26 protein-coding genes are annotated in these 21,003 nt (G+C 68.1%); 12 read left to right on the forward strand and 14 right to left on the reverse strand.

What is annotated here, in order from left to right:
- Positions 1 to 95: 95 nt before the first annotated feature.
- A complete protein-coding gene (locus tag QOC76_RS29635) occupies positions 96 to 944 on the reverse strand; it encodes an aldo/keto reductase (protein WP_526363300.1) in 849 nt (282 codons plus the stop codon).
- A gap of 215 nt (positions 945 to 1,159) precedes the next feature.
- Here QOC76_RS29635 and QOC76_RS29640 point away from each other — a divergent pair, with 215 nt between their 5' ends.
- Both QOC76_RS29640 and QOC76_RS29645 read left to right on the forward strand, forming a co-directional pair.
- Positions 1,160 to 1,393, forward strand: coding sequence for a hypothetical protein (locus QOC76_RS29640; protein WP_526363302.1), 234 nt, complete (start codon positions 1,160 to 1,162; stop codon positions 1,391 to 1,393).
- A 134-nt stretch (positions 1,394 to 1,527) separates the two neighbouring features.
- Positions 1,528 to 2,367: an SDR family oxidoreductase gene (locus QOC76_RS29645; RefSeq protein WP_526363304.1), complete on the forward strand. Its 840-nt coding sequence runs from the start codon at positions 1,528 to 1,530 to the stop codon at positions 2,365 to 2,367.
- On the opposite strand, the gene rsgA is transcribed toward QOC76_RS29645, so the two are convergent.
- Together rsgA and aroA are read right to left on the reverse strand one after the other, a co-directional pair.
- Positions 2,364 to 3,344: a ribosome small subunit-dependent GTPase A gene (rsgA, locus tag QOC76_RS29650; protein WP_526363306.1), complete on the reverse strand. Its 981-nt coding sequence runs from the start codon at positions 3,342 to 3,344 to the stop codon at positions 2,364 to 2,366. The two genes, QOC76_RS29645 and rsgA, sit on opposite strands and share 4 nt — an antisense overlap.
- Positions 3,345 to 3,385: 41 nt before the next feature.
- Positions 3,386 to 4,654 carry a 3-phosphoshikimate 1-carboxyvinyltransferase gene (aroA, locus tag QOC76_RS29655; RefSeq protein ID WP_526363308.1) on the reverse strand — a complete coding sequence of 423 codons (1,269 nt, stop codon included), beginning with the start codon at positions 4,652 to 4,654 and terminating at the stop codon, positions 3,386 to 3,388.
- Between the two features lie 107 nt (positions 4,655 to 4,761).
- On the opposite strand from aroA, the gene QOC76_RS29660 reads away from it, so the two are divergent.
- A complete protein-coding gene (locus QOC76_RS29660) occupies positions 4,762 to 5,520 on the forward strand; it encodes an SOS response-associated peptidase (protein WP_526363310.1) in 759 nt (252 codons plus the stop codon).
- A gap of 48 nt (positions 5,521 to 5,568) precedes the next feature.
- Here the strand turns inward: QOC76_RS29660 and QOC76_RS29665 are convergent, their stop codons facing one another.
- Positions 5,569 to 6,357, reverse strand: coding sequence for a class I SAM-dependent methyltransferase (locus tag QOC76_RS29665; RefSeq protein ID WP_526363312.1), 789 nt, complete (start codon positions 6,355 to 6,357; stop codon positions 5,569 to 5,571).
- A 26-nt stretch (positions 6,358 to 6,383) separates the two neighbouring features.
- Between QOC76_RS29665 and QOC76_RS29670 the strand changes: the two genes are divergently transcribed.
- Genes QOC76_RS29670 through QOC76_RS29680 form a run of 3 tightly spaced genes read left to right on the forward strand, consistent with a single transcriptional unit; the run spans position 6,384 to position 8,632 of the window.
- Positions 6,384 to 7,112 carry a YqjF family protein gene (locus QOC76_RS29670; protein WP_526363314.1) on the forward strand — a complete coding sequence of 243 codons (729 nt, stop codon included), beginning with the start codon at positions 6,384 to 6,386 and terminating at the stop codon, positions 7,110 to 7,112.
- A 45-nt stretch (positions 7,113 to 7,157) separates the two neighbouring features.
- Positions 7,158 to 7,472 carry an aldehyde dehydrogenase family protein gene (locus QOC76_RS29675; protein ID WP_526363316.1) on the forward strand — a complete coding sequence of 105 codons (315 nt, stop codon included), beginning with the start codon at positions 7,158 to 7,160 and terminating at the stop codon, positions 7,470 to 7,472.
- On the forward strand, positions 7,469 to 8,632 hold the full coding sequence (locus QOC76_RS29680; protein WP_526363318.1) for an NDMA-dependent alcohol dehydrogenase: 1,164 nt from the start codon (positions 7,469 to 7,471) through the stop codon (positions 8,630 to 8,632). Before QOC76_RS29675 ends, QOC76_RS29680 begins: the two co-directional genes overlap by 4 nt.
- Here the strand turns inward: QOC76_RS29680 and QOC76_RS29685 are convergent.
- Both QOC76_RS29685 and QOC76_RS29690 read right to left on the reverse strand, forming a co-directional pair.
- Complete coding sequence (locus QOC76_RS29685; RefSeq protein WP_526363320.1) at positions 8,629 to 9,477, reverse strand: SDR family oxidoreductase; 849 nt, start codon at positions 9,475 to 9,477, stop codon at positions 8,629 to 8,631. The two genes, QOC76_RS29680 and QOC76_RS29685, sit on opposite strands and share 4 nt — an antisense overlap.
- 10 nt (positions 9,478 to 9,487) lie before the next feature.
- The gene (locus tag QOC76_RS29690; protein WP_526363322.1) at positions 9,488 to 9,979 is read right to left on the reverse strand and encodes an aminoacyl-tRNA deacylase; all 492 of its coding nucleotides are present in this window, start codon (positions 9,977 to 9,979) and stop codon (positions 9,488 to 9,490) included.
- Positions 9,980 to 10,232: 253 nt separating this feature from the next.
- Between QOC76_RS29690 and QOC76_RS29695 the strand changes: the two genes are divergently transcribed.
- Both QOC76_RS29695 and rsrA read left to right on the forward strand, forming a co-directional pair.
- A complete protein-coding gene (locus QOC76_RS29695) occupies positions 10,233 to 10,895 on the forward strand; it encodes a sigma-70 family RNA polymerase sigma factor (RefSeq protein ID WP_526363378.1) in 663 nt (220 codons plus the stop codon).
- Positions 10,892 to 11,194, forward strand: coding sequence for a mycothiol system anti-sigma-R factor (gene rsrA / locus QOC76_RS29700; RefSeq protein ID WP_526363324.1), 303 nt, complete (start codon positions 10,892 to 10,894; stop codon positions 11,192 to 11,194). Before QOC76_RS29695 ends, rsrA begins: the two co-directional genes overlap by 4 nt.
- Positions 11,195 to 11,199: 5 nt before the next feature.
- Here the strand turns inward: rsrA and QOC76_RS29705 are convergent, their stop codons facing one another.
- Complete coding sequence (locus QOC76_RS29705) at positions 11,200 to 11,292, reverse strand: 50S ribosomal protein bL37 (RefSeq protein ID WP_003882799.1); 93 nt, start codon at positions 11,290 to 11,292, stop codon at positions 11,200 to 11,202.
- A 146-nt stretch (positions 11,293 to 11,438) separates the two neighbouring features.
- Between QOC76_RS29705 and QOC76_RS29710 the strand changes: the two genes are divergently transcribed.
- Positions 11,439 to 11,654, forward strand: coding sequence for a biotin/lipoyl-binding carrier protein (locus tag QOC76_RS29710; RefSeq protein WP_014208824.1), 216 nt, complete (start codon positions 11,439 to 11,441; stop codon positions 11,652 to 11,654).
- 24 nt (positions 11,655 to 11,678) lie between these two features.
- Positions 11,679 to 13,175: a two-component system sensor histidine kinase PdtaS gene (gene pdtaS, locus QOC76_RS29715; RefSeq protein ID WP_526363327.1), complete on the forward strand. Its 1,497-nt coding sequence runs from the start codon at positions 11,679 to 11,681 to the stop codon at positions 13,173 to 13,175.
- 110 nt (positions 13,176 to 13,285) lie between these two features.
- On the opposite strand, the gene whiB1 is transcribed toward pdtaS, so the two are convergent.
- Together whiB1 and QOC76_RS29725 are read right to left on the reverse strand one after the other, a co-directional pair.
- Positions 13,286 to 13,540 carry a transcriptional regulator WhiB1 gene (gene whiB1, locus QOC76_RS29720; RefSeq protein WP_526363329.1) on the reverse strand — a complete coding sequence of 85 codons (255 nt, stop codon included), beginning with the start codon at positions 13,538 to 13,540 and terminating at the stop codon, positions 13,286 to 13,288.
- A 251-nt stretch (positions 13,541 to 13,791) separates the two neighbouring features.
- Positions 13,792 to 14,751 (reverse strand): diacylglycerol/lipid kinase family protein, encoded by a 960-nt coding sequence (locus QOC76_RS29725; RefSeq protein WP_526363331.1) that lies wholly within the window; start codon positions 14,749 to 14,751, stop codon positions 13,792 to 13,794.
- A 39-nt stretch (positions 14,752 to 14,790) separates the two neighbouring features.
- On the opposite strand from QOC76_RS29725, the gene QOC76_RS29730 reads away from it, so the two are divergent.
- Complete coding sequence (locus QOC76_RS29730; protein ID WP_526363333.1) at positions 14,791 to 15,198, forward strand: hypothetical protein; 408 nt, start codon at positions 14,791 to 14,793, stop codon at positions 15,196 to 15,198.
- On the opposite strand, the gene QOC76_RS29735 is transcribed toward QOC76_RS29730, so the two are convergent.
- From QOC76_RS29735 to QOC76_RS29745, 3 genes are read right to left on the reverse strand one after another with little or no spacing between them, the layout of a single operon-like run.
- Entirely contained in the window at positions 15,192 to 15,686 is a 495-nt protein-coding gene (locus QOC76_RS29735) for a GNAT family N-acetyltransferase (RefSeq protein WP_526363335.1), read from the reverse strand. The genes QOC76_RS29730 and QOC76_RS29735 overlap by 7 nt on opposite strands.
- Positions 15,683 to 16,780, reverse strand: coding sequence for an isochorismate synthase (locus tag QOC76_RS29740; protein ID WP_526363337.1), 1,098 nt, complete (start codon positions 16,778 to 16,780; stop codon positions 15,683 to 15,685). The genes QOC76_RS29735 and QOC76_RS29740 overlap by 4 nt, the downstream gene beginning before the upstream one ends.
- Positions 16,777 to 17,388: an acid phosphatase gene (locus QOC76_RS29745; RefSeq protein WP_526363339.1), complete on the reverse strand. Its 612-nt coding sequence runs from the start codon at positions 17,386 to 17,388 to the stop codon at positions 16,777 to 16,779. Before QOC76_RS29745 ends, QOC76_RS29740 begins: the two co-directional genes overlap by 4 nt.
- A 58-nt stretch (positions 17,389 to 17,446) precedes the next feature.
- Here QOC76_RS29745 and QOC76_RS29750 point away from each other — a divergent pair, with 58 nt between their 5' ends.
- Positions 17,447 to 18,241: a ParA family protein gene (locus QOC76_RS29750; RefSeq protein ID WP_526363341.1), complete on the forward strand. Its 795-nt coding sequence runs from the start codon at positions 17,447 to 17,449 to the stop codon at positions 18,239 to 18,241.
- A 35-nt stretch (positions 18,242 to 18,276) separates the two neighbouring features.
- Here the strand turns inward: QOC76_RS29750 and QOC76_RS29755 are convergent, their stop codons facing one another.
- Entirely contained in the window at positions 18,277 to 19,488 is a 1,212-nt protein-coding gene (locus QOC76_RS29755) for an Rv3212 family protein (RefSeq protein ID WP_526363343.1), read from the reverse strand.
- An 18-nt stretch (positions 19,489 to 19,506) separates the two neighbouring features.
- Positions 19,507 to 20,973, reverse strand: coding sequence for a DEAD/DEAH box helicase (locus tag QOC76_RS29760; RefSeq protein WP_526363345.1), 1,467 nt, complete (start codon positions 20,971 to 20,973; stop codon positions 19,507 to 19,509).
- Positions 20,974 to 21,003: the final 30 nt, after the last annotated feature.

Genomic DNA, 21,003 nt, shown 5'->3' on the forward strand with positions numbered 1-21,003 from the left:
AAAGATACGAACTGAACTATATCGTCCAATATCAATGCCGGTCAATGGGACTATGGACCAATAGTGAGACCAGATAGTCCAAAGTGCCGCAAGCGTCAATCGGGGATGTAGTCGAACTGGTCGGGGTTCGGCCCTGTGCGGCCCTTTTCGCCCTTGTTCAGTTCGGTGATGGCCTCGGCGTCGTCCGGACTCAGCTCGAAGTCGAAGATCTCGAAGTTCTCCTTGATCCGCTCCGGTGTCACCGACTTCGGAAACACGATGTCACCACGCTGGATGTGCCAGCGCAACACGACCTGGGCCGGCGACTTGCCCGTCGCCTTGGCGATGCCGTCCACGACCTGGTCGTCGAGCACCGCGCCCTGTGCGATGGGGGACCAGGCCTCGGTGGCGATCCCGTGCTGCCGGCCGTAGGCGCGTACCTCGTCGTTGGTGAAGTAGGGATGTACCTCTATCTGATTCACCGCGGGCACGGTGTCGGTTTCCTCGGCGAGCCGCTCGAGGTGGCCGACCTGGAAGTTCGACACCCCGATGCTGCGGGCGCGGCCGTCCTTCTTGAACTCCTCGAGCGCCTGCCACGTCGAGACGAAGTCACCGTCGTAGAGCGTCGGCAGCGGCCAGTGGATCAGAAACAGGTCGACATAGTCGAAGCCGAGCTCGGAAAGCGTGCCGTCGAAGGCGCGACGGGCGTCGTCGGGCTTGTGGAAGCCGTTGTTGAGCTTGCTGGTGACGTACACCTCGCCGCGGTCGATCCCCGCGTCGCGGATGCCCTGCCCGACGCCCGCCTCGTTTTGATACATCTCGGCGGTGTCGATGTGGCGGTAGCCGATGTCCAGCGCCGTCCTGACGGCCTCGGCGGTCTCGCCGGGATCGATCTGGAAAACGCCGAAGCCCAGCTGCGGGATCTTCGTGCCGTCGTTCAACTCGATATTCGGTACTTGGCTCACGGTTGTTCCTCCTCTTCGGTCAGCCTGCCCGGTGCTGGAAAGCGTCAAACGCCGCGCATCTGTGATTTTTGTCCTCCGATCGGGGGACGTGAAGTTCCACCGGGCGATCGCCCGATCGCCCGACATACAGCGCCGTTGTCCTCCGGCAGTCTTAAGTCATCACCGGAACACACCGGCAGACAAATCAAAATCCAACTCACACAGGAGAATTCGAAATGACGAAGAACACGATTGCCCGCTACGTCGCCCTCCCCATCGTCTCGGCAGGCATTTTCGGCGGAGCCGCCCTCGGCCTGGCCGGTATGGCCAACGCCGCGACCCCGACCGTCGCCAGCGGCCCCGGCTACTCCTACGCCCCGAGCGTCAAGGCGAAGCCGGCCCCCGAGGCCAAGCCGGGCTGGCGCAACCACAAGGGCATTCGGCACATCAACGCCCTGAACGGCAACTGATAAGCCCCCACCGCAGGACCCTCCCCGAATACGGGGAGGGTCTTCTGCTGTCGGGTTGGGCCCGTCATATCCGGGTATGTGGCGACGGCAACGGCGCGCAAGACGTCGAGGAGCACAGGTAGGAGGTAGTGGCCATGGGATTTCCCCCGCAGCACCAGGAGCCGCCAGGACTTCAGTCGGCGATGGATCCGGTCCCGGATTGCGGCGAGAACAGCTATCGGGGTTCGGGCCGGCTGCGCGGTAAGCGCGCCATCATCACCGGGGGCGACAGCGGTATCGGACGTGCGGCCGCGATCGCCTACGCGCGTGAGGGCGCCGATGTGCTGATCGCCTACCTCAACGAGGACGCCGACGCCAAGGAGGTCGCTCAACTCGTTGAGGATGCGGGTCAGCGTTGTGTGCTGGTGGCCGGTGACCTTTCCGATCCTGCGCACTGCCGGGCGGTGGTGGAGCGCGCTGCGGCGGAGTTCGGCGGCATCGATATCCTGGTCAGCAACGCCGCCTATCAGATGACCCACGAGAGTCTCGACGAGATCAGCGACGAGGAATGGGATTACACGTTCCGGCTGAACGTCGGCGCCTATTTCCACCTCGTGAAGGCCGCGCTGCCGCACATGAGCGCCGGGGCGTCGGTGATCGGCAGCTCCTCGGTCAACTCCGATATGCCCTCACCCACATTGGCGCCGTACGCCGCCACCAAGGCGGCCATTGCGAATCTGTCGGCCAGCCTGGCGCAGCTGTTGGGCGAGAAGGGCATTCGGGTCAACAGCGTCGCGCCCGGGCCCATCTGGACGCCGCTGATTCCGGCGACGATGCCGGAGGAGAAGGTCGCATCGTTCGGGGACGACACGCCGCTGGGTCGCGCAGGCCAGCCCGCCGAACTCGCGCCGGTCTATGTACTTCTGGCCTCCGACGAAGGCAGCTACGTCTCGGGTGCGCGCGTGGCTGTCACCGGCGGGCGGCCGGTCCTCTAGGCCTCTCTCAGCGCCGACAGCAGGCGCCTCGCCGCCGCGACGCGGCCCGCCGCGGGGCCGGTCAACGTGTCCAGCGCGCATTCCGGATCGGCGGGCGGGCCGAGGTGGCCACATCCACGGGGGCAGTCCTTGATCGCCTCGGCCAGATCCGAGAAGGCCAGCATCACGTCGTCGGGCTGGATGTGGGCCAGCCCGAACGAGCGGATGCCGGGCGTGTCGATGACCCAGCCGCAGCCGTCGAGCGGCAGCGCCACCGACTGCGTCGACGTGTGCCGCCCCTTGCCGACCGCGGTCACATCACCGATGGCCCGATCCGCCTCGGGCACAAGCCGATTCACCAGCGTGGACTTTCCGACGCCGGAGTGGCCGAGCAGCACGGTCACCTTGTCGGTGAGCAGTGGGGCGACGGCGTCGAGCGGATCGTCGAGGCCGGCGATCGCGATGGTCAGATCGAGGTCGGCGAACTGCGCGGCGAACGGCCCTGCGGGCGCGAGGTCGGATTTGGTCAGGCACAGGATCGGGGTCAGGCCGCCCGCGTAAGCGGCGATCAGCGCGCGTTCGACGAAGCCGGTGCGCGGCGGCGGGTCGGCCAGCGCGACCACGATCAACAGCTGATCCGCGTTGGCGACGACGACCCGCTCCGTTGGATCGGTGTCATCTGCGGTGCGCCGCAACACTGTTCGCCGTTCTCCGCGCCGCACGATGCGGGCCAACGCGTCCGTGCGCCCCGACAGGTCACCCACCAGGCCGACGTCGTCGCCGACCACGATCGGAGTGCGGCCCAGTTCCCGGGCCCGCATGGCGGTCACCCGACGGCCGGGGTCGCGGCCGAGCACGCAACCCCACCGCCCGCGATCGACCGTCACGACCATGCCCTCCTGGGCGTCGGCGTGATCGGGGCGGGTCTTCGTCCTGGGCCGGGAGCCCCGCCCGGGCCGGATCCGGACGTCGGATTCGTCGTAGTCCCGCGTGCTCACCGCCTTCGAATCCCCCTCGCGCCCCGGACCGCAGACATCGTCTATTGGCCGGCCAGCATGCCGGCCCACATCTGTGGAAACTCCGGCAGGGTCTTGGCCGTGGTGCCGATGTCTTCCACCTCGACGCCGGGTACCCGCAGCCCGACGATCGCGCCGGCCGTCGCCATCCGATGGTCGGCGTAGGACCGCCACAGGCCGCCGTGCAGCTGCCGGGCGGTGACGACCAGGCCGTCGGGAATCTCCTCGCACTGCCCACCGAGGCCGTTGATTTCGGCGCTCAGCGCCGCAAGCCGGTCGGTCTCGTGGCCGCGCAGATGGGCGATGCCGGTCAGCTGCGACACCGAACCCGGTGTAGCCAGCGCGGCCAGCGCCGCGACCGCGGGCGCCAGCTCGCCGACGTCGTGCAGGTCGACGTCGAACCCGCCGTACGCCTGGCAGCCCTGCACTTCGAGGTACGAACTGCTGCGCCGCACAATCGATCCCAGCTTCTCGAGAATGGCGAGGATGGTGTCGGCGGGCTGAGTGCTGGCCGCAGGCCAGCCGGCGATCCGCACGATCCCGCCGCTGACGACCGCGGCGGCGAGGAACGGCACCGAATTGGACAGGTCGGGCTCGATCACCCAGTGCCGTGCGGAGACCGGACCGGGGGAGACCCGCCAGCGGTTGGTCTGGGTGTCGTCGACGTCGACGCCCGCGTCGCGCAGCATCGCCACCGTCATCGCCACGTGCGGCGCCGACGGCACCGACTCGCCGGTGTGCACGATGGTCAGCCCGTCGGTGAACAACGCGCCCGACAGCAGCAACCCGGAGACGAACTGCGACGACGCCGAGGCGTCGATCTCGACGGTGCCGCCCGCCACCGTCGCGCCTCCGCGCACCGAGAACGGCAGGCCGGCGCCGTCGATGTCCACACCGAGGCCGCGCAGTGCGTCCAGCAGCGGCGCGATCGGGCGGGCTCGGGCCTGTTCGTCGCCGTCGAACACCACCGTCTGAGTAGAAAGCGCCGCGACCGGCGGAAGGAACCTCAGCACCGTGCCCGCCAGGCCGCAGTCGACGGTCGCGTCGGCGGCCGGGGCGATCCGGCCGTTGACCGTCACCTCGGTGTCGTCGCCGTCGACGGTGACCCCCAGCGTGCGCAGCGCCCCGATCATCAAGTCGGTGTCGCGGCTGCGCAGCGCACCGCTGATCGTCGACGTGCCCTGCTGAGTTGCCAGGGCCGCCAGCACGAGCGCGCGGTTGGTCTGCGATTTGGAGCCCGGCACCGTCACCGTGGCATGCACGGGAGTCGGGGTCGTCGGTGCCTGCCACATGTTCCTGTGCTCTCCCCCTACCCTTCGGGTGGAAGGTACTCCCACCCGCGTGCGGTTGCTTACGGCCCTATCCTGCCCTGTCACAGCTCTCTGCCACCATGGGATGTATGTGTGGGCGATTCGCGGTTACCACCGATCCGGCGCTGCTGGCCGAGAAGATCCAGGCCATTGACGAAAGCACCGCGGCGGTCGAGGGCAACGACGGTGGCGGGCCCAACTACAACGTCGCGCCGACCACCACGATCAGCACGGTGGTCAAGCGTCACAGCGAGCCCGACGACGAGCCGACCCGGCGCGTCCGCTCGATGCGCTGGGGCCTGGTGCCGCCGTGGGCCAAGGAGGCCCAGAGCGGTGTCCCCGACACCAAGGGGCCGCTGATGATCAACGCACGCGCCGAGAAGGTCACCACCTCACCCGCGTTTCGCAATTCGGCTAAGAACAAGCGCTGCCTGGTCCCGATGGACGGCTGGTACGAGTGGCGCGGCGAGAAGGGCTCGAAGACGCCCTTCTACATGTACGGCGGCGACGGAGAGCCGCTGTTCATGGCGGCCCTGTGGTCGACGTGGCGGCCGAAGGGCGCGCCGAAGGACAGCCCGCCGCTGCTGAGCACCACGATCATCACCACCGACTCGGCAGGTCCGCTCGCCGAGATTCACGATCGGATGCCTTTGACCATCAGCGCCGGCGACTGGGACCGGTGGCTCGACCCCGATGCAGCCATCGACGAGGGGCTGCTGCGCGGGCACGGCGACCTCGACCGCATCGAGATCCGCGAGGTGTCGCGGTTGGTGAACAGCATCCGCAACAACGGGCCCGAGCTGATCGAACCGGCCGAGCCGGAACCGGAGCTGGGGGCACTCCCCTAGCAAGCTGGGGGCCCACCCGCTTGCGGGGGAGCCGAGCTGCTGTAGGCGTCACCGCCGCCGGGCCGTCACCACCAGGTAGGGCGCGTCGAACGCGACGAGGCCGTCCGCGCCGATGTTCGCGCGCATCGCGTCCTCGAAGGCGGCCAGCAGCTCGTCGCGCTTGGCGGCTTCGAGGTTGTCGAGCAGGGAGACATGTATCGGCGACTCATCCGCCAACAGGTGCATGGCGTCCTCGATGGTTCCCAATCGCCATGTGCAGGCGCCTGTTTCGATCGCGATGTCGTCGAAGTCCGCGGCGAGCCGGTCGGTGATCGTTTCCGTCGTTCCCCACTGATCGGGGGAGTGCCCCGAGGCGGGTGGTGATCCAAGCACGGTCACGATCGGCTTGTAGAACGGGGTCTGCGGGTCGGGCACCCACGAGGAGAAGCCCACCACACCGCCCGCCTTGAGCAGCCGCGCGATCTCGGCGACCTGTGCGACGGGCTCGACGAAGATGATGCCCATGTTCGACACCACGGCGTCGAACGCTCCGGCCGGTAGGCCGGTGTCGGAGGCGTCGGCCGTCACCCAGGTCACGGTGTGCCCCAACCTCTCGGCCTTCTGTCGGCCGATCGCAATCAACGCGCCAGTGACGTCGACCGCCGTCACCCGGGCACCCGCCGCCGCTGCGACGAGTGCGGCGCTGCCGGTGCCGCACGCAAGGTCGGCCACGTCACGGAACGGTCCGCGTCGTTTCGCGGCGGCGACGACGTCCGCCGCGATTCCGGCGATGTGATCGCCGATCGCGTCGTAGCGACCGGAGGACCACGTCGTCGGGGCCGACTCCGAGGTGGACACGGGCCTCAGCGTGTCACGATGTCGAGATGGACTCACTGGCCGGGTTCCCCGTCACCGCACCGGCCCTTGCGCGCCCGGTGACGTTCGACCAGTTCTGGGCCGACCTGACATTCGTGCACTGGCCGGTGCGGCCCGAGGCCGTCGCGCACCTGTACCCGCCGGGAACCCGACCCGACATGTTCGACGGCCTCACCTACGCCGGGCTGGTGCCGTTCACCATGCGCCGCACGGCGATCGGCACGTCGCTGCCGCTGCCGTACTTCGGCAGCTTCCACGAGACCAACGTGAGGCTGTACTCGATCGATGATGCCGGCCGCCACGGCGTGGTCTTCCGGTCCTTGGAAACCGCGCGGCTTGCCGTGGTGCCCGTTGTCCGCGCCGCACTCGGTGTCCCGTACACCTGGGCGCGGATGCGGATCACCCGATCCGGCGACCGCATCGCCTACGAGAGCGAGCGCCGATGGCCGCGCCGCGGCCTGTGCAGCCGGCTCACCGCGCGGATCGGCGACGAGGCCCAGCCGACGCCGCTGGAGATCTGGCTGACCGCCCGCTGGGGTGCACACACCAGCAGGGCCGACCGGACATGGTGGATGCCCAACGAACACGGGCCGTGGCCGCTGCGATCGGCGGACATCCTCGAGCTGGACGACGATCTGATGGAGGCCGCGGGAATTCGGGTCGCGGGTGGTCGGCTGCGCGCGCTGTTCTCACCCGGCGTGCACGCCAGGTTCGGGCGTCCGGTGCGGGTGAAGTAGTCGAATACGCGCAAATCGGGCCTTCGGTTGGCGCACGCTTTGCCCATGACCGATCTGCAGACCAAGCCGCAGCTCACCACCATCGAAGTTCGCAACCCCGCCGACGGCACCGTCGTCGGCGCAGTACCGAACGACTCCGCCGAAACCGTGGCCGCCACGGCCGCCGATCTACGGCGGTGCCAACCCGAGTGGGAAGCGATGGGGCCCAAAGGTCGCCGACCATGGCTGATGAAGTTCCAGGAGTGGATGTGGTACCCATACTCGCGGCGCAAGGGCCGCCTCGCCATGGGCTTCATGCGGGCGGCCGCCGCCCACGGACGGCGGCGATTCGGCTTCACGCGCAAAGGTGGTGCCCGATGAAGTGCCGGGGCGCCGTTCTGCGCGGCATCGGCCGGGATTGGGAGGTTCAGGAGATCACGCTGGACCCGCCGCGGGAAGGCGAGGTGCTGGTGAAGATGGCGGTGGCCGGGATCTGCCACTCCGACAACCACTACTCGACTGGCGACGGCGTCTTCTCCGCCGGCCTCGCCGCGATGGTCGAGGCGACCGGCGGCACGGTTCCGGAGCTCTTCCCGATGCTCGGCGGACATGAAGGCGCGGGCATCGTCGAAGATGTCGGACCCGGCGTCCGGTCGGTGAAACCTGGTGACCATGTCACGTTTTCGTTCATCCCGGCCTGCGGAAGTTGCCGCTGGTGTGTCACGGGGATGACCTATCTTTGCGACAACGGCGCCATGATGTTCGACAAGGGCATGGTCACCGACGGCACCGCGCGCCGTCACGTCGGCGGTGAAGACCTGACCGCGATGACGCAGCTCGGCACATTCGCCGAATACGCCGTTCTTGCAGAGGAATCGGTGATCAAGATTGATGAGTCGATCCCACTCGAAGCCGCGTCGCTGGTGTCCTGCGGTGTGACGACGGGCTGGGGTTCGGCGACGGTGGGTGTCGGGACCGAGCCTGGCGACACAGTGGTCATCATCGGCACCGGCGGCGTGGGCATCAACGCCGTGCAGGGTGCCCGGGCGGCCGGTGCCAGGGCCATCGTCGCGGTCGATCCCGTTGAGTTCAAGCGGGATTCAGCGAAGTTCTTCGGGGCAACCGAGACCGTCGCGTCGGCCGAAGAGGCCATCCCGATGGTGCAGGAGATGACGGCAGGCGTGATGGCCGACCGGGTGGTGCTCACCCCGAGTGTGCTACCGGCCGAACTGCTCGCGCCGGCCATGATGCTGACCCGCAAAGGCGGTACGTGTCTGATGACGGCGATACCGAAGCTCGACGTGAACATCGTGCCGCTGTTGCTGATCGACTTCATCCAGTCGTGCAAGACCCTCAAGGGACTTCTGTACGGCGGAATGAACCCGCGGGCCAGCATGCCGATGCTGTTGTCCCTGTACCGCAACGGCAACCTCAAGCTCGACGAGTTGATCACGAAGCGCTACCGGCTCGATCAGATCAACGACGCCTTCACCGACATGCGCGAAGGGCGCAACATCCGCGGCATCATCGAATTCGATTAAGGCGCTTGGTAGCCCGGCGGATTCGGGGTGTCGACCCAGAGGTCGACGCCCAGGTCCGAGCCGGGTACGCAGTCATACACCGACAGATCGGTGACGCCCGATTCGAGTAGCACGTCCTCACACAACAGTGCGTTGCCGGTGTACTCGCGCGACGGCTTGTTCAGCACCGCGTACGCGGCGTCGGCGTACACGTCGGGCTTGCGGGCGCGACCCATCGCCTCGTCGCCGCCGAGCAGGTTCTGCACCGCCGCGGTGGCCACCAGCGTGCGCGGCCAGAGTGTATTGGATGCGATGCCCTCGCCGCGCAGTTCCTCGGCCAATGCCAAGGCGCACAACGACATTCCGTACTTGGCCATCATGTAAGCGGTGGGCTTGAGCCACTCGGGCTCGAGCCGCACCGGCGGTGACAGGGTGAGGATGTGCGGGTTGTCGCGGCCGATCATGTGCGGGACACAGGCTTGGCTGACGGCATAGGTGCCGCGCACCTGGATGCCGTTCATCAGGTCGAACCGCTTCAGCGGCACCTCGGTGATCGAACCGAGGTTGATCGCCGAGGCATTGTTCACGCACATGTCGATGCCGCCGAACTGCTCGACGGCCTTGGCCACCGCTTCGGCGACCGAGTCGCCGTCGCGGATGTCGCCGACGATGGGCAGCGCCTGCCCGCCCGCCGCCTCCAGCTCCTTGGCTGCGGTGTACACCGTGCCTTCCAGCTTGGGATGCGGTTCGGCGGTCTTTGCGATCAGCGCGATGTTGGCGCCGTCGGCGGCGGCGCGCTTGGCGATCGCCAGCCCGATACCGCGGCTGGCGCCGGAGATGAACATGGTCTTGCCGGCAAGCGTCATGGCGCTCACCCTAGTTCGCGCGGATGTCGGCGGTCACCGCGCGGGTCAGCCGGATGAGGTCCTGTGGAGCCACGGCGACGTCCCAGCCGCGCTTGCCTGCGCTGCACAGCACGCGGTCCCATCTCAGCGCCGAGCCGTCGACGACCGTCGGCAGCGCCTTGCGCTGGCCGAGCGGTGAAATCCCGCCGATCACGTAGCCGGTCGAGCGTTCGGCCGCCGCCCGGTCGGCCATCGAGGCCTTGGGCACGCCGAGAGCCGCCGCGGTGGCCTTGAGCGAGAGCTGAGAGGCCACCGGCAGCACGGCAACGGCCAGACCGCTGGGCAGCGCGACGATCAGCGTCTTGAAGACTTGGCCGGGATCGATGCCGTCGACGCCGGCGAGTTCGTTGACGGCCTCGTCGCCGAATGACCCGTTCTGCGGGTCGTGGTGGTATCGCAGCAGCTCGTGAGCGATTTCGGCGGCCTGTAGGGCCTTGATCGCCGGGGTAGCCGCACGCGCCACCGTCTCAGCCTAGAACCGGCGCGAATCCGCCGTACGGCGGTGACTAAGGGAACAACCGCCGCCATACCGGCTGTTGATGGGTTTAGTGACGGCCGAAGCCCGGCCTGCGAAGGAAAAGATGTCGACCTCAACCTTTAGGATCGAAGAAGGGGGTACCCAGGTGCCAGCGTTGGCCATAGAAGGCCCAGTGCGTGGAGTGCAGTTGCTCGACGTGATCGGCGGCGCCTCTACGGAAGGGACGGTGTTCCCGAGGATGACCGACTTAGGCGGCCCGGCGCCCGACAGCGCGCCGGCAACGTCGGCGCCCGTGAGAGCCGAAGAGTCCGATGCGGAGCTGACCGCGCGATTCGAGCGCGATGCGATCCCGTTGCTCGATCAGCTCTACGGCGGCGCGCTGCGCATGACGCGCAACCCGGCCGACGCGGAGGATCTGCTGCAGGAGACCATGGTGAAGGCCTACGCGGGCTTTCGCTCGTTCCGCGAGGGCACAAACCTCAAGGCCTGGCTGTACCGCATTCTGACCAACACCTACATCAACAGCTACCGCAAGAAGCAACGCCAGCCCGCGGAGTATCCGACCGAGGAGATCACCGACTGGCAGCTGGCAGCCAACGCCGAGCATTCCTCGACGGGACTGCGCTCAGCGGAGGTGGAGGCGCTGGAGGCATTGCCGGACAGCGAGATCAAGGCAGCCCTGCAGGCGCTGCCCGAGGAGTTCCGGATGGCGGTGTACTACGCCGACGTCGAAGGCTTCCCGTACAAGGAAATCGCCGAGATCATGCAGACCCCCATCGGCACGGTGATGTCGCGGTTGCACCGCGGCAGGCGCCAACTCCGCGAGTTACTGGCCGATGTGGCCAAGGATCGTGGTTTCATTCGGGGACAGCTCGACACCCCCGAGGAGGTGTCGTCATGACCCACCGTGACGATGAAGAGCGCTGGACCGCGCCGGCAGGCCCGGTTGACCCCGAGCACCCGGAGTGCGCGGCGGTGATCGCCGAGGTATGGACGCTGCTGGACGGCGAATGCACCGCCGAGAGCCGCGACAAGCTCAAGCATCACCTCGAGGAGTGTCCGGCCTGCCTTCGCCACTACGGCGTCGAGGAGCGGGTCAAGAAGCTGATCGCCAAGAAATGCGGCGGGGAGAGGGCACCAGAGGCGCTCCGTCAGCGGCTGCGCATCCAAATCAGCCGGACCACGATCACTCGGGGCTAACGGACCTAGCGCACCGACTTCGAACCGGCGTTCGGGCGCTTGCCGTGATTGGCCTTCGAATGCTTGCGGTCACGCTTCTTGCGGCCACGCTTGGCCATGGTGCTACCTCCGTTTAATCCAGGGGTTTGTGCTGCCCGCATCCTGCGGGCGCGGATGAACCAGTGTCTCATGGGCTCCTGACAGGGCTGCGCCCCATGCGGTTGTGGTTCGATAGGACGGCATGCAGCAGCCGAAAGGGGTGAAGATGGCCGAGGATGTTCGCGCCGAAATCGTGGCCAGTGTGCTCGAGGTCGTGGTGAACGAGGGCGATCAGATCGGTGAGGGCGACACCCTGGTGCTGCTGGAGTCGATGAAGATGGAGATCCCGGTGCTCGCCGAGGTCGCCGGAACGGTCAGCAAGGTGAGTGTGTCCGTCGGCGACGTCATCCAGGCCGGCGACCTCATCGCGGTGATCAGCTAGCGCTGGCTTCTTTCGTAGGGCCCGATGTCCACCCTCGGTGACCTGCTCGCCGAGCACACCATGCTGCCCGGCAACGCCGTCGACCACCTGCACGCCGTGGTCGGCGAGTGGCAGCTGCTGGCCGACCTCTCGTTCGCGGACTACCTGATGTGGGTGCGGCGCGACGACGGCGCGCTGGTGTGTGTGGCGCAGTGCAGACCCAACACCGCGCCGACGGTTCTGCTGGCCGACGCCGTCGGGACCCAGGCCGATGCCGGCCACCTGCCCCTTGTCACCGCGGCCTTCAAGTCGGGCGCGATCGGGCGCGAAAGCGAACAACGTCAACCGGGTTCGGCCGCCGACGGCGACATTTCGATCGAGGCGGTGCCGGTCCGTTACAACAACCACGTCGTCGCCGTCCTCACCCATCAGGCCGCGTTTCCGGCCCGCACGGCCAGCCCACTGGAACGCGCCTATCTCGACTGCGCGGTCGACCTGCTGCACATGCTCTCCGAGGGCACCTTCCCCAACGTCGGCGAGCTGTCGGTCTCGCGGTCCAGCCCCCGCGTCGGTGACGGCTTCATCCGGCTGGACGTCGCAGGTGTCGTGGTGTTCGCCAGCCCCAACGCGCTGTCTGCCTACCACCGCATGGGCCTGAACGCAGAACTGGAGGGCCAGAACCTGGTTGCGGTGACCAGGCCGCTGATCTCCGATCCGTTCGAGGCGCATGAACTGTCCGAACACGTGCGCGAGTCACTGGTCGGCGGCTCCAGCATGCGGATGGAGGTCGACGCGGGCGGCGCGGCGGTCCTGCTCCGCACCTTGCCGCTGGTCGTGCACGGCGAGGCGGCGGGCGCGGCCATGCTCATCCGCGACGTCACCGAAATCAAGCGTCGCGACCGCGCGCTGCTGTCCAAGGACGCCACCATCCGCGAGATCCACCATCGGGTGAAGAACAACCTGCAGACCGTCGCGTCGCTGCTGCGGCTGCAGGCCCGACGCACCAACAACCCCGAGGGCCGCGAAGCGCTGATCGAGTCCGTGCGCCGGGTGTCGTCGATCGCGCTCGTGCACGACGCGCTGTCGATGTCGGTGGACGAGGAGGTCAACCTCGACAACGTGGTGGACCGGATCCTGCCGATGATGAACGACGTTGCCGCCGTTGACACCCCGATCCGCATCAGCCGGGTCGGTGACCTCGGCGTGCTCGACGCCGACCGCGCCACCGCGCTGGTCATGGTGATCACCGAGTTGGTGCAGAACGCCATGGAGCACGCGTTCGCCGGCGCGACTCAGCCCGGCTGCGTGACCATTTCCGCGGAGCGGTCGGCACGCTGGCTGGACGTCGTCGTCCACGACGACGGCCGCGGCCTGCCCGAAGGGTTCAGCCTGGAGAAGGCCGACCGGCTGGGTCTGCAGATCGTGCGCACGCTGGTGTCAGCGGAGCTGGACGGCTCGCTCGGCATGCATGCCGCGCCCGCGGGTGGCACCGATGTGGTGCTGCGGGTGCCGATCGGCAGGCGGCCTCGGCTCGCGCAGTAAGCGGCCGTTTGCGTATTTTGACTCTGATTGCGTAATTCGGACAGTTTCCATTTGCAAACAGTTACGGCCCCGACATTGTGTCGGGGCCGTAACTGTTGAACGCTGTGCGGCTAGACGCCGGTGCGGGCCTTGGTGCGGGCGTTGCGCCGCTTGAGTGCGCGCCGCTCGTCCTCGCTCATTCCGCCCCACACGCCTGCATCCTGGCCCGAGTCCAATGCCCAGGTCAGGCACTCGGTCGTGACCGGGCACCGGTTGCACACGAGCTTCGCGTCAGCGATCTGCGCGAGGGCTGGGCCGCTGTTTCCCACGGGGAAGAACAGTTCCGGATCCTCGTCGCGACAAACCGCGTTGTGGCGCCAATCCATGGTGTCTAACTCTCCTCACTATGTGCGCAGGGGGGCACACGAGCTTTTTTTCGGCTGTTAACACGCGCGAACAAATTGTTTCTGCACTGTTGCTTACTTCGATGCTCCCACACGCTGAACAGGTGTCAATACCGTGCGGTAACTCGTGGGCTATCTCACTACGGACGACTGTTCGCAAGAGCCTCATCCGTTTGTACTACACTCAGACCACCTGCGCTCTCGATGAGTCGCAGTACGGGTGTTGATCCAGCTCAGAGGCCATTCACGGGTGGCGCGACCACACCGAGAGCCTCCGGGACCGCCCGGAACGTCATATTTTGACGCAATCCGAGGTAATCCCCGTCGATCTGGCACGCCATAGGTGTGTCAGCGGTCACCTTCACCCAGGACAGGTCGTCGTCGCGAATGAGGTGCCTGGCGCGGATCTTGGCCTTCTGCGACAGCATCTGCCGAACCAACCGCAGGTTGGCCCACACGTTCGTGCTGGTCGTCGCGAAGACGCCGAGTCCGGTTTCGAAGGTCGTGTTGGGGTTGGTCCACACCGGCCTGGTGTTCGCGTACGTCCACGGGCTGGAGTTGGAGACGAACGCGAAGTGCACGCGTTCCACCGGCTCTCGGTCGGGCAGGTGCAGGGTCAGCATCGGTTCCTTGCGGGCACTGGCCAGCACTTCGCGCACGGCGACCCGGATGTATCGCGACGCGGTGACGTTGCGGCCCCTGTCCCGTTGGGCCTCGACGGCCGCCACGACGTCCCCGTCGACGCCGAGGCCGGCGGTGAAGACCCCCCAACGTTCACCGCAGTCCATCAGGCCGATGCGGCGCCAGGACTTGGTGCGGCGGTGCTCGGTGAGCAGGTCGATCAGCTGGTTGGTGGCCTCGGTCGGGTCTGGGCTGATGCCGAGCGCGCGGGCGAACACGTTGGCCGACCCGCCGGGCACCACGCCGACCGCGGGCGCGTCGGGGCGCGGGGTCGGGCCGCATTCGCCGAGGATGCCGTTGACGACCTCGTTCACGGTTCCGTCGCCGCCGTGCACGATCAGCACGTCGATGCCGTCACGGGCGGCGTCACGGGCGATATCGACGGCGTGGCCGCGGCTGTCGGTGTGAGCGATGGTCAGCTTGACGCGGCTTTCCAGCGCGTGCGCGAGCAGATCGCGACCGGCGGCCGTCGTCGACGTCGCGTTGGGGTTGACGATCAGCACGGCGCGCACGACTCAAGAGCCTATCCGCGAACCTCTACGCTCAACGTCGTGACGGTTCCATCGCCGACGACGGTTCGACAGGCCGCCGTGCTGGTGGCGCTGGAGGGCGCAGCGGGCGTGCTGGCGGCGGTCATCTACGTCGTGAGCGGACTCGACAGCGACGACGAGCCCGGTATGAACAAGTTCGGCACCGCGGCGTGGTTCGCGATTCTCGGCGGGGCAGTGCTCGCGGCGGGCTGGGCGTTGTGGAGGGGCCGCCGGTGGGGGCGAGGGGTCGCGGTGTTCGCGCAGCTTCTGCTGCTGCCGGTGTCGTGGTACATCGCCGTCGGCTCCCGTCAATGGGTCTACGGCATACCGGTCGGCGTCGTTGCGCTCATCACGCTGGTGTTGCTGTTCAGCCCGTCGGCCGTGCGGTGGCTGGGCAATCAGGATTCAACCACCGCCGACGATCACTGAGGGGGCCGCTCGGACGAATCCGCGGCCAGCGCCGACAACTGCGGGCCAGACACCCGATAGGTGATCCATTCGTCCTGCTGGTGGCCGCCGACGGCGTCGTAGAGCGCGATCGCGTTGACGTTCCAGTCCAGCACCGCCCAGGACAGCCGCGTGTAGCCGTTCTCGACGCATTCGCGCGCCAGCGTGGCCAGCATCGCCTTGGCCAGCCCACGACGGCGAAACTGCGGCCGCACGAACAGGTCCTCCAGATAGATACCCCCGACGCCGTCCCACGTCGAGAAGTTGCGGAACCACAGCGCGCCCCCCGCCGCCTTGCCGTCCTCCTCGGCGATATGGCCGTGAACCGTCGGGTCGTCTCCGAAAAGGGCGGTGCGCAACTGTGTTTCGGTCACCGTGCAGTCGGGGGCCGCCCGCTCGAATTCGGCGAGCTCGTGAATCATCGCCGTCAGCTCGACCTCGTCGCCGGGCTCGGCGCGCCGGATGATCATGGTTGCGCCTCCAGAGCCGACAGAATCGTGGTGAATTTCGTTGTGGTTTCCTCGACTTCGTCGTCGGGGTCGGATTCGGCGACGATTCCGCCGCCGGCGTGCGCGACGGCGGAACGGCGGTCAGCCGACAGTTGCGCTCCGCGGATGGACACCACCCAGCGCCCGTCGCCGCGCTGATCGCACCAGCCGACCGCGCCCGCATAGAAACCGCGGTCACCTTCGAGCTCGCCGATCAGGCCTGCGGCCGCATTCGCCGGAGCCCCGCCGACCGCAGGTGTCGGATGCAGCGAAATCGCGAGATCCAATGCAGTCGTTGATCTTTCGCGTAATCGGCCGGTGATCGGCGTGGACAGGTGCCAGACCGCTGCGGTTCGGCTCAGCTGCGGAGTCGGCGGAATTTGCAGATCGACGCACAGCGGGTCGAGTGCTTTGCGCATCGCGTCGACGACCAGTTCGTGCTCGTGACGGTTCTTGGCCGACGCGGCCAGCGCCTCTCCGCTGGCCCGGTCGGCGTCTGGATCGCGTAACCGCGGCGCCGAACCCGCGAACGGCGCGCAGAACACGCGCTCGCCCTGGCGGGCCACCAGCAGCTCAGGGCTGGCACCCACCAGGACGGTCCCGGAATAGTCGGCCCCCGCCGCCGACAGGTCGACGAGGTAGGCGTTGGTGCCGGGGTCGGCGGCGACGAGACGGTCGACGACGGTGCGTGCGTCGAGCGGGCCGTCGGCCACTAACCGCAGCGCCCGCGCCAGCACCACTTTGTGCAGCCCGCTCGCGGGGTCTCGCAGCCGCTGCAGCGCCGCCGCGATCCGGGCGCGGTGCTCGCCGAGCTCCGGCAGGGTCTGCGCGACCCGGACACCGGGGAGCGGGCGCAACGGCCACTTCGGCAGCTCGTCGAGGAAAGCCACGTCCTGCGGCCGGATCAGCGCAGCCGGCCTCGAGATGTCAAAGGGCAAGGCGCCCACGATGATCGGGGTGCTGTGCGATGTCAACGAGGTGCGCGCCTCGGCGATGCTCCGGTACGCGGTGTGCACACCGTCGGCGACGACGGCGCTGCCGCCGGTGGCCAGGACGAACGTCGGTTCGCGCGTCACGGGAACACGGCTGGGTGTGGATATCCGGTCAGCCCGAGGGCGTTGATTTGACGCACGCCGTGCTCGAAGCCGCACACGGCGATCGACCCCGCGGTCATCGCGAAGCGGATTCCCTCGTACACCGGTAGTTCGACCCAGCGGGTGATGACCGCGCGCGAGAAATGTCCGTGTCCGACGAAGACCACGTCCCGGGACTCCATGTGCTCCAACGCCAGCGCGATCGCCCGGTCGGCGCGCTCGCAGACCTCGGCGGTGGTCTCGCCGCCGGGGCAGCCGTGGGTCCACACCAGCCAGTTCGGCACGGCCTTGCGGATCTCCTCGGTGGTCGTGCCCTCGTAGTCGCCGTAGTCCCATTCGCTGATCAGCGGGTTCACCTCGTCGACCGACAGACCGGCCAATTCGGCGGTGACGATCGCGCGTTTGCGCGGGCTGCTGACGATGTAGGGGTTCTCCAGGTTCAGCTGGGCGATGGTTTCCCCGGCCGCTTTCGCCTGTCGCCGGCCGGCCTCGGTGAGGTCGAGATCGGTGCGGCTGGTGTGCTTGCCGCTCCGGGACCACTCGGTCTCGCCATGTCGCAGCAGAAGCAGCCGATGCTGCTGGGGACTCACCCCGCCGATTCTGCCCCACGGGGGGTGCTGATGTCCCCGGTCGTGCTTGGATGGACTCGTGACGCGAGTACTTGCGGTCGCCAATCAAAAGGGTGGGGTAGCCAAAACGACGACGGTGGCGTCGTTGGGTGCGGCGATGGCGGAGAAGGGGCGGCGGGTGCTGCTCGTCGACCTGGACCCCCAGGGGTGTCTGACGTTCTCGCTCGGCCAGGACCCCGACAAGCTCGCGGTCTCGATCCACGAGGTGTTGCTCGGCGACGTGGAGCCGTCGGCCGCCCTGGTGTCGACGTCGGAGGGAATGACGCTGCTGCCGGCCAACATTGACCTGGCCGGGGCCGAGGCGATGCTGTTGATGCGGGCCGGCCGCGAGTATGCGCTCAAGCGCGCCCTGGCCAAGGTCGCAGGTGATTTCGACGTGGTGATCATCGATTGCCCGCCGTCGCTGGGCGTGCTGACCCTCAACGGCCTGACAGCCGCGGACGACGTGATCGTGCCGCTGCAGTGCGAGACACTCGCACACCGCGGGGTCGGCCAGTTTCTGCGCACCATCAACGACGTTCAGCAGATCACCAACGGTGACCTCACGCTTCTCGGTGCGCTTCCCACGCTGTACGACTCACGCACCACCCACAGCCGCGATGTGCTGCTCGACGTCGCCGACCGCTACGACATGCCGGTGCTGGCGCCGCCGATCCCCCGCACGGTGCGCTTCGCCGAGGCGACCGCGTCGGGCGCGTCGGTGCTGGCCAGCCGAAAGAACAAGGGCGCTCAGGCATACCGCGAACTGGCGGGCGCGCTGCTCAAGCACTGGAAGTCGGGCAATACGCTGACGACGTTCGCGCCGGAGGTCTAGCGCCCGGCGGGGTAGGAGCGAAGCTACTGGGGGGACTAGCCCAGAGCGACCAGCGACGGGCCGCGCTGCTCGAGCAGGACAGAGCCGGCGACCGCGGGCACCACCGCCGACCGTGCGGACTGGCGCCGCAGCGGAGTGAAGCGCTCGTTGACCCCTGTCGCCGGGTCGTAGACGCCGACGCCGTCGCTGACCGGGATGATCAGCCGCCCGGCCATCATCGTTCCGGGACCGACGGGAACATGGGAGTCGACCGGGCCGACGGTGTAGCGGTACTGCACGCCGCTGGCGGAGAACACCATCACCGCATCACCCGTCCACCACGTGATCAGGTCACCGGCGCCGGTTGCGGCGGCCTCGGGCGACGCGGGTTTGGGCAGCGGAAGGTTGGCCGTCGTCGACCCGGTCTCGTCGATGATCATCAGCGACGGCCTCGGTGTCGGGACGTAGACGGCGGTGGTGGTCTCGGAGACCGCGACCACCCGGGCGCCGGTGTCCGCCTTCACGCCCGGCAGCGGCACGTACTTGAGGTCGGGGGTGTCCTCCTCCTTCGCCGGCCGCAGCACCGTCAGCCGCAGGTCGGGCTGGTCCGGGCAGGACTCGAGCACCGACACCGCGGCCGTGCTGGCCGCCGCGGACTCCAGCCGGCACAGCACCGGGCCCGGGACGCCGGGCTTGATCCGGGCGTCCAGCGCGCCGTAGCTGATCATCCGGACCATGTCGGAGCGCCACAGCTCGAGCCTGCTGTCGCCCGCTGCGAGCACCGTGGTGCCGTCCGACGACAGCGCGACCTCGGGATCGGCGTATGCGGTGCGGCTCGGGCCGCGCACACCGGTCTGCCCGTCGATGGTGCTCACCTGACCGCATCCCCGGCTGTCGGGGTAGACGGCGACCGCGTAGTTGTACACCGCCGTGACGCCGCACAGGTCGAGGCCGCGTGCGTAGGTCCACAGCACCGAGCCGCTCGCAGGATCGCGGCCGTCGACCTCGTGGCCGTCCCCGGTCACCAAGCTGCCGCCTGCCAGCACCGGCTTCGTCGTCTTCGGGCTCGGCGCCGTCCACAGCTCGCGCAGCGTGGCCGGCACGGCCTTCGCCGGTGCGAGGGTCTTCACCGGCGACGCGGCGGGTCTGCTGATCGTGGCCCTGGCGTCGCTGGTCCACCAGATCAGGGCGGCGCCTACGACGACGACGAGCGCGATCGCCGCGGCTGCCACCAGGTCGGCCCGGGTGCGCCGCTCGGGTTTGACCATCGGGTGGTTCGGCCCCAGCTAGTTGGCGGTCGCCGCGGCGGCCTTGCGCGGGCGACGGCGACGACGCCTGCGGGTCGGCTGCTCGCCGTCGGCGGCTGCCGGGGTATCTGCGCTGTCGGCCGTCGGCGCCGCATTCTCAGTCTCCGGGTGGCCGCTCACCGCCTTGCCGCCGCGGGTGCGGCGACGCGACTTGGTGCGCGTGCGGGTCGGCGCCTCGGCCGCGTCGCGGGGCGCACGCTTGGCGGCCTTGGCCGGCCTGGACGGGCCGATCGAACCCGTCACGTCGGCCGGGATGTCCAGCTCTTCGTACAAATGCGCTGAGCTGGAATAGGTTTCGGCCGGGTCGGGGTGGCCGAGACCCAGTGCCTTGTCGATCATCTGCCAGCGCGCGACCTCGTCCCAGTCGATGAGGGTGATCGCGACGCCGGTCTTGCCCGCCCGGCCGGTGCGGCCGATGCGGTGCACGTAGGCCTGCTCGTCTTCGGGGCACTGGTAGTTGATGACGTGGGTGACGTCGTCGATGTCGATGCCGCGGGCCGCCACGTCGGTGGCGACCAGCACGTCGATCTCCCCGGTGCGGAACGCCTTGAGCGCCTTCTCGCGGGCGCCCTGGTTGAGGTCGCCGTGAACCGCGCCGACGTTGAAGCCGCGCTCGCCCAGCTCGTCGGAGACCTTCTGCGCGGTGCGCTTGGTGCGGGTGAAGATCATGGTGGCGCCGCGACCGCGGACCTGCAGTATCCGGCTGACCAGTTCCACCTTGTCGAGCGCATGCGCACGGTAGGCGAACTGGTCGGTGGTGGTGTGCACGGCCGACGACTGCGGTGACTCGGCGCGGATGTGCGTCGGCTGGTTCATGAAGCTGCGGGCCAGCGTGATGATCGGGTCTGGCATCGTCGCCGAGAACAGCATCGACTGCCGCGTGTCGGGGGTCAGGCGCAGGATGCGCTCGATGTCGGGCAGGAAGCCGAGGTCGAGCATCTCGTCGGCCTCGTCGAGCACCAGGACCGAGATCCCGCCGAGCCGTAGATGGCCCTGTTGAGCGAGGTCGAGGAGGCGGCCCGGAGTTCCGACGACGACGTCGGCGCCGGCGCGCAGTGCGTCGGTCTGCGGCTCGTAGGCCCGCCCGCCGTAGATCGACACCACCGACAGCTTGCGGTCACCCACGGTGAGGTATTTCGCGGCGCCGGCGAGGTCGCCGTACACCTGCAGGCACAGCTCGCGCGTGGGCACCACGATCAGCGCACGGGGCGCGCCGGTCAGCGGGCGGTCGGGATCGCTGGTGATCTCGTGTAGTAGCGGCACGCCGAACGCGAGGGTCTTGCCCATGCCGGTGCGGGCCTGCCCGATGAGGTCGTCACCCGCCATGGCCAGCGGCAGAGTCAGTTCTTGAATGGCAAATGTGTGCTCTTTGCCGTCTTCGAGCAGTGCGCGCACAATTTCGTCGCGTACGCCGAGTTTGGCAAATGAGGGGTTGAGTGCAGTCATGCTTGTTAGGCGAAGCCTTTCCGGTCCGTT

The organism is Mycobacterium sp. (assembly GCF_032159565.1).
Classification (GTDB): domain Bacteria; phylum Actinomycetota; class Actinomycetes; order Mycobacteriales; family Mycobacteriaceae; genus Mycobacterium.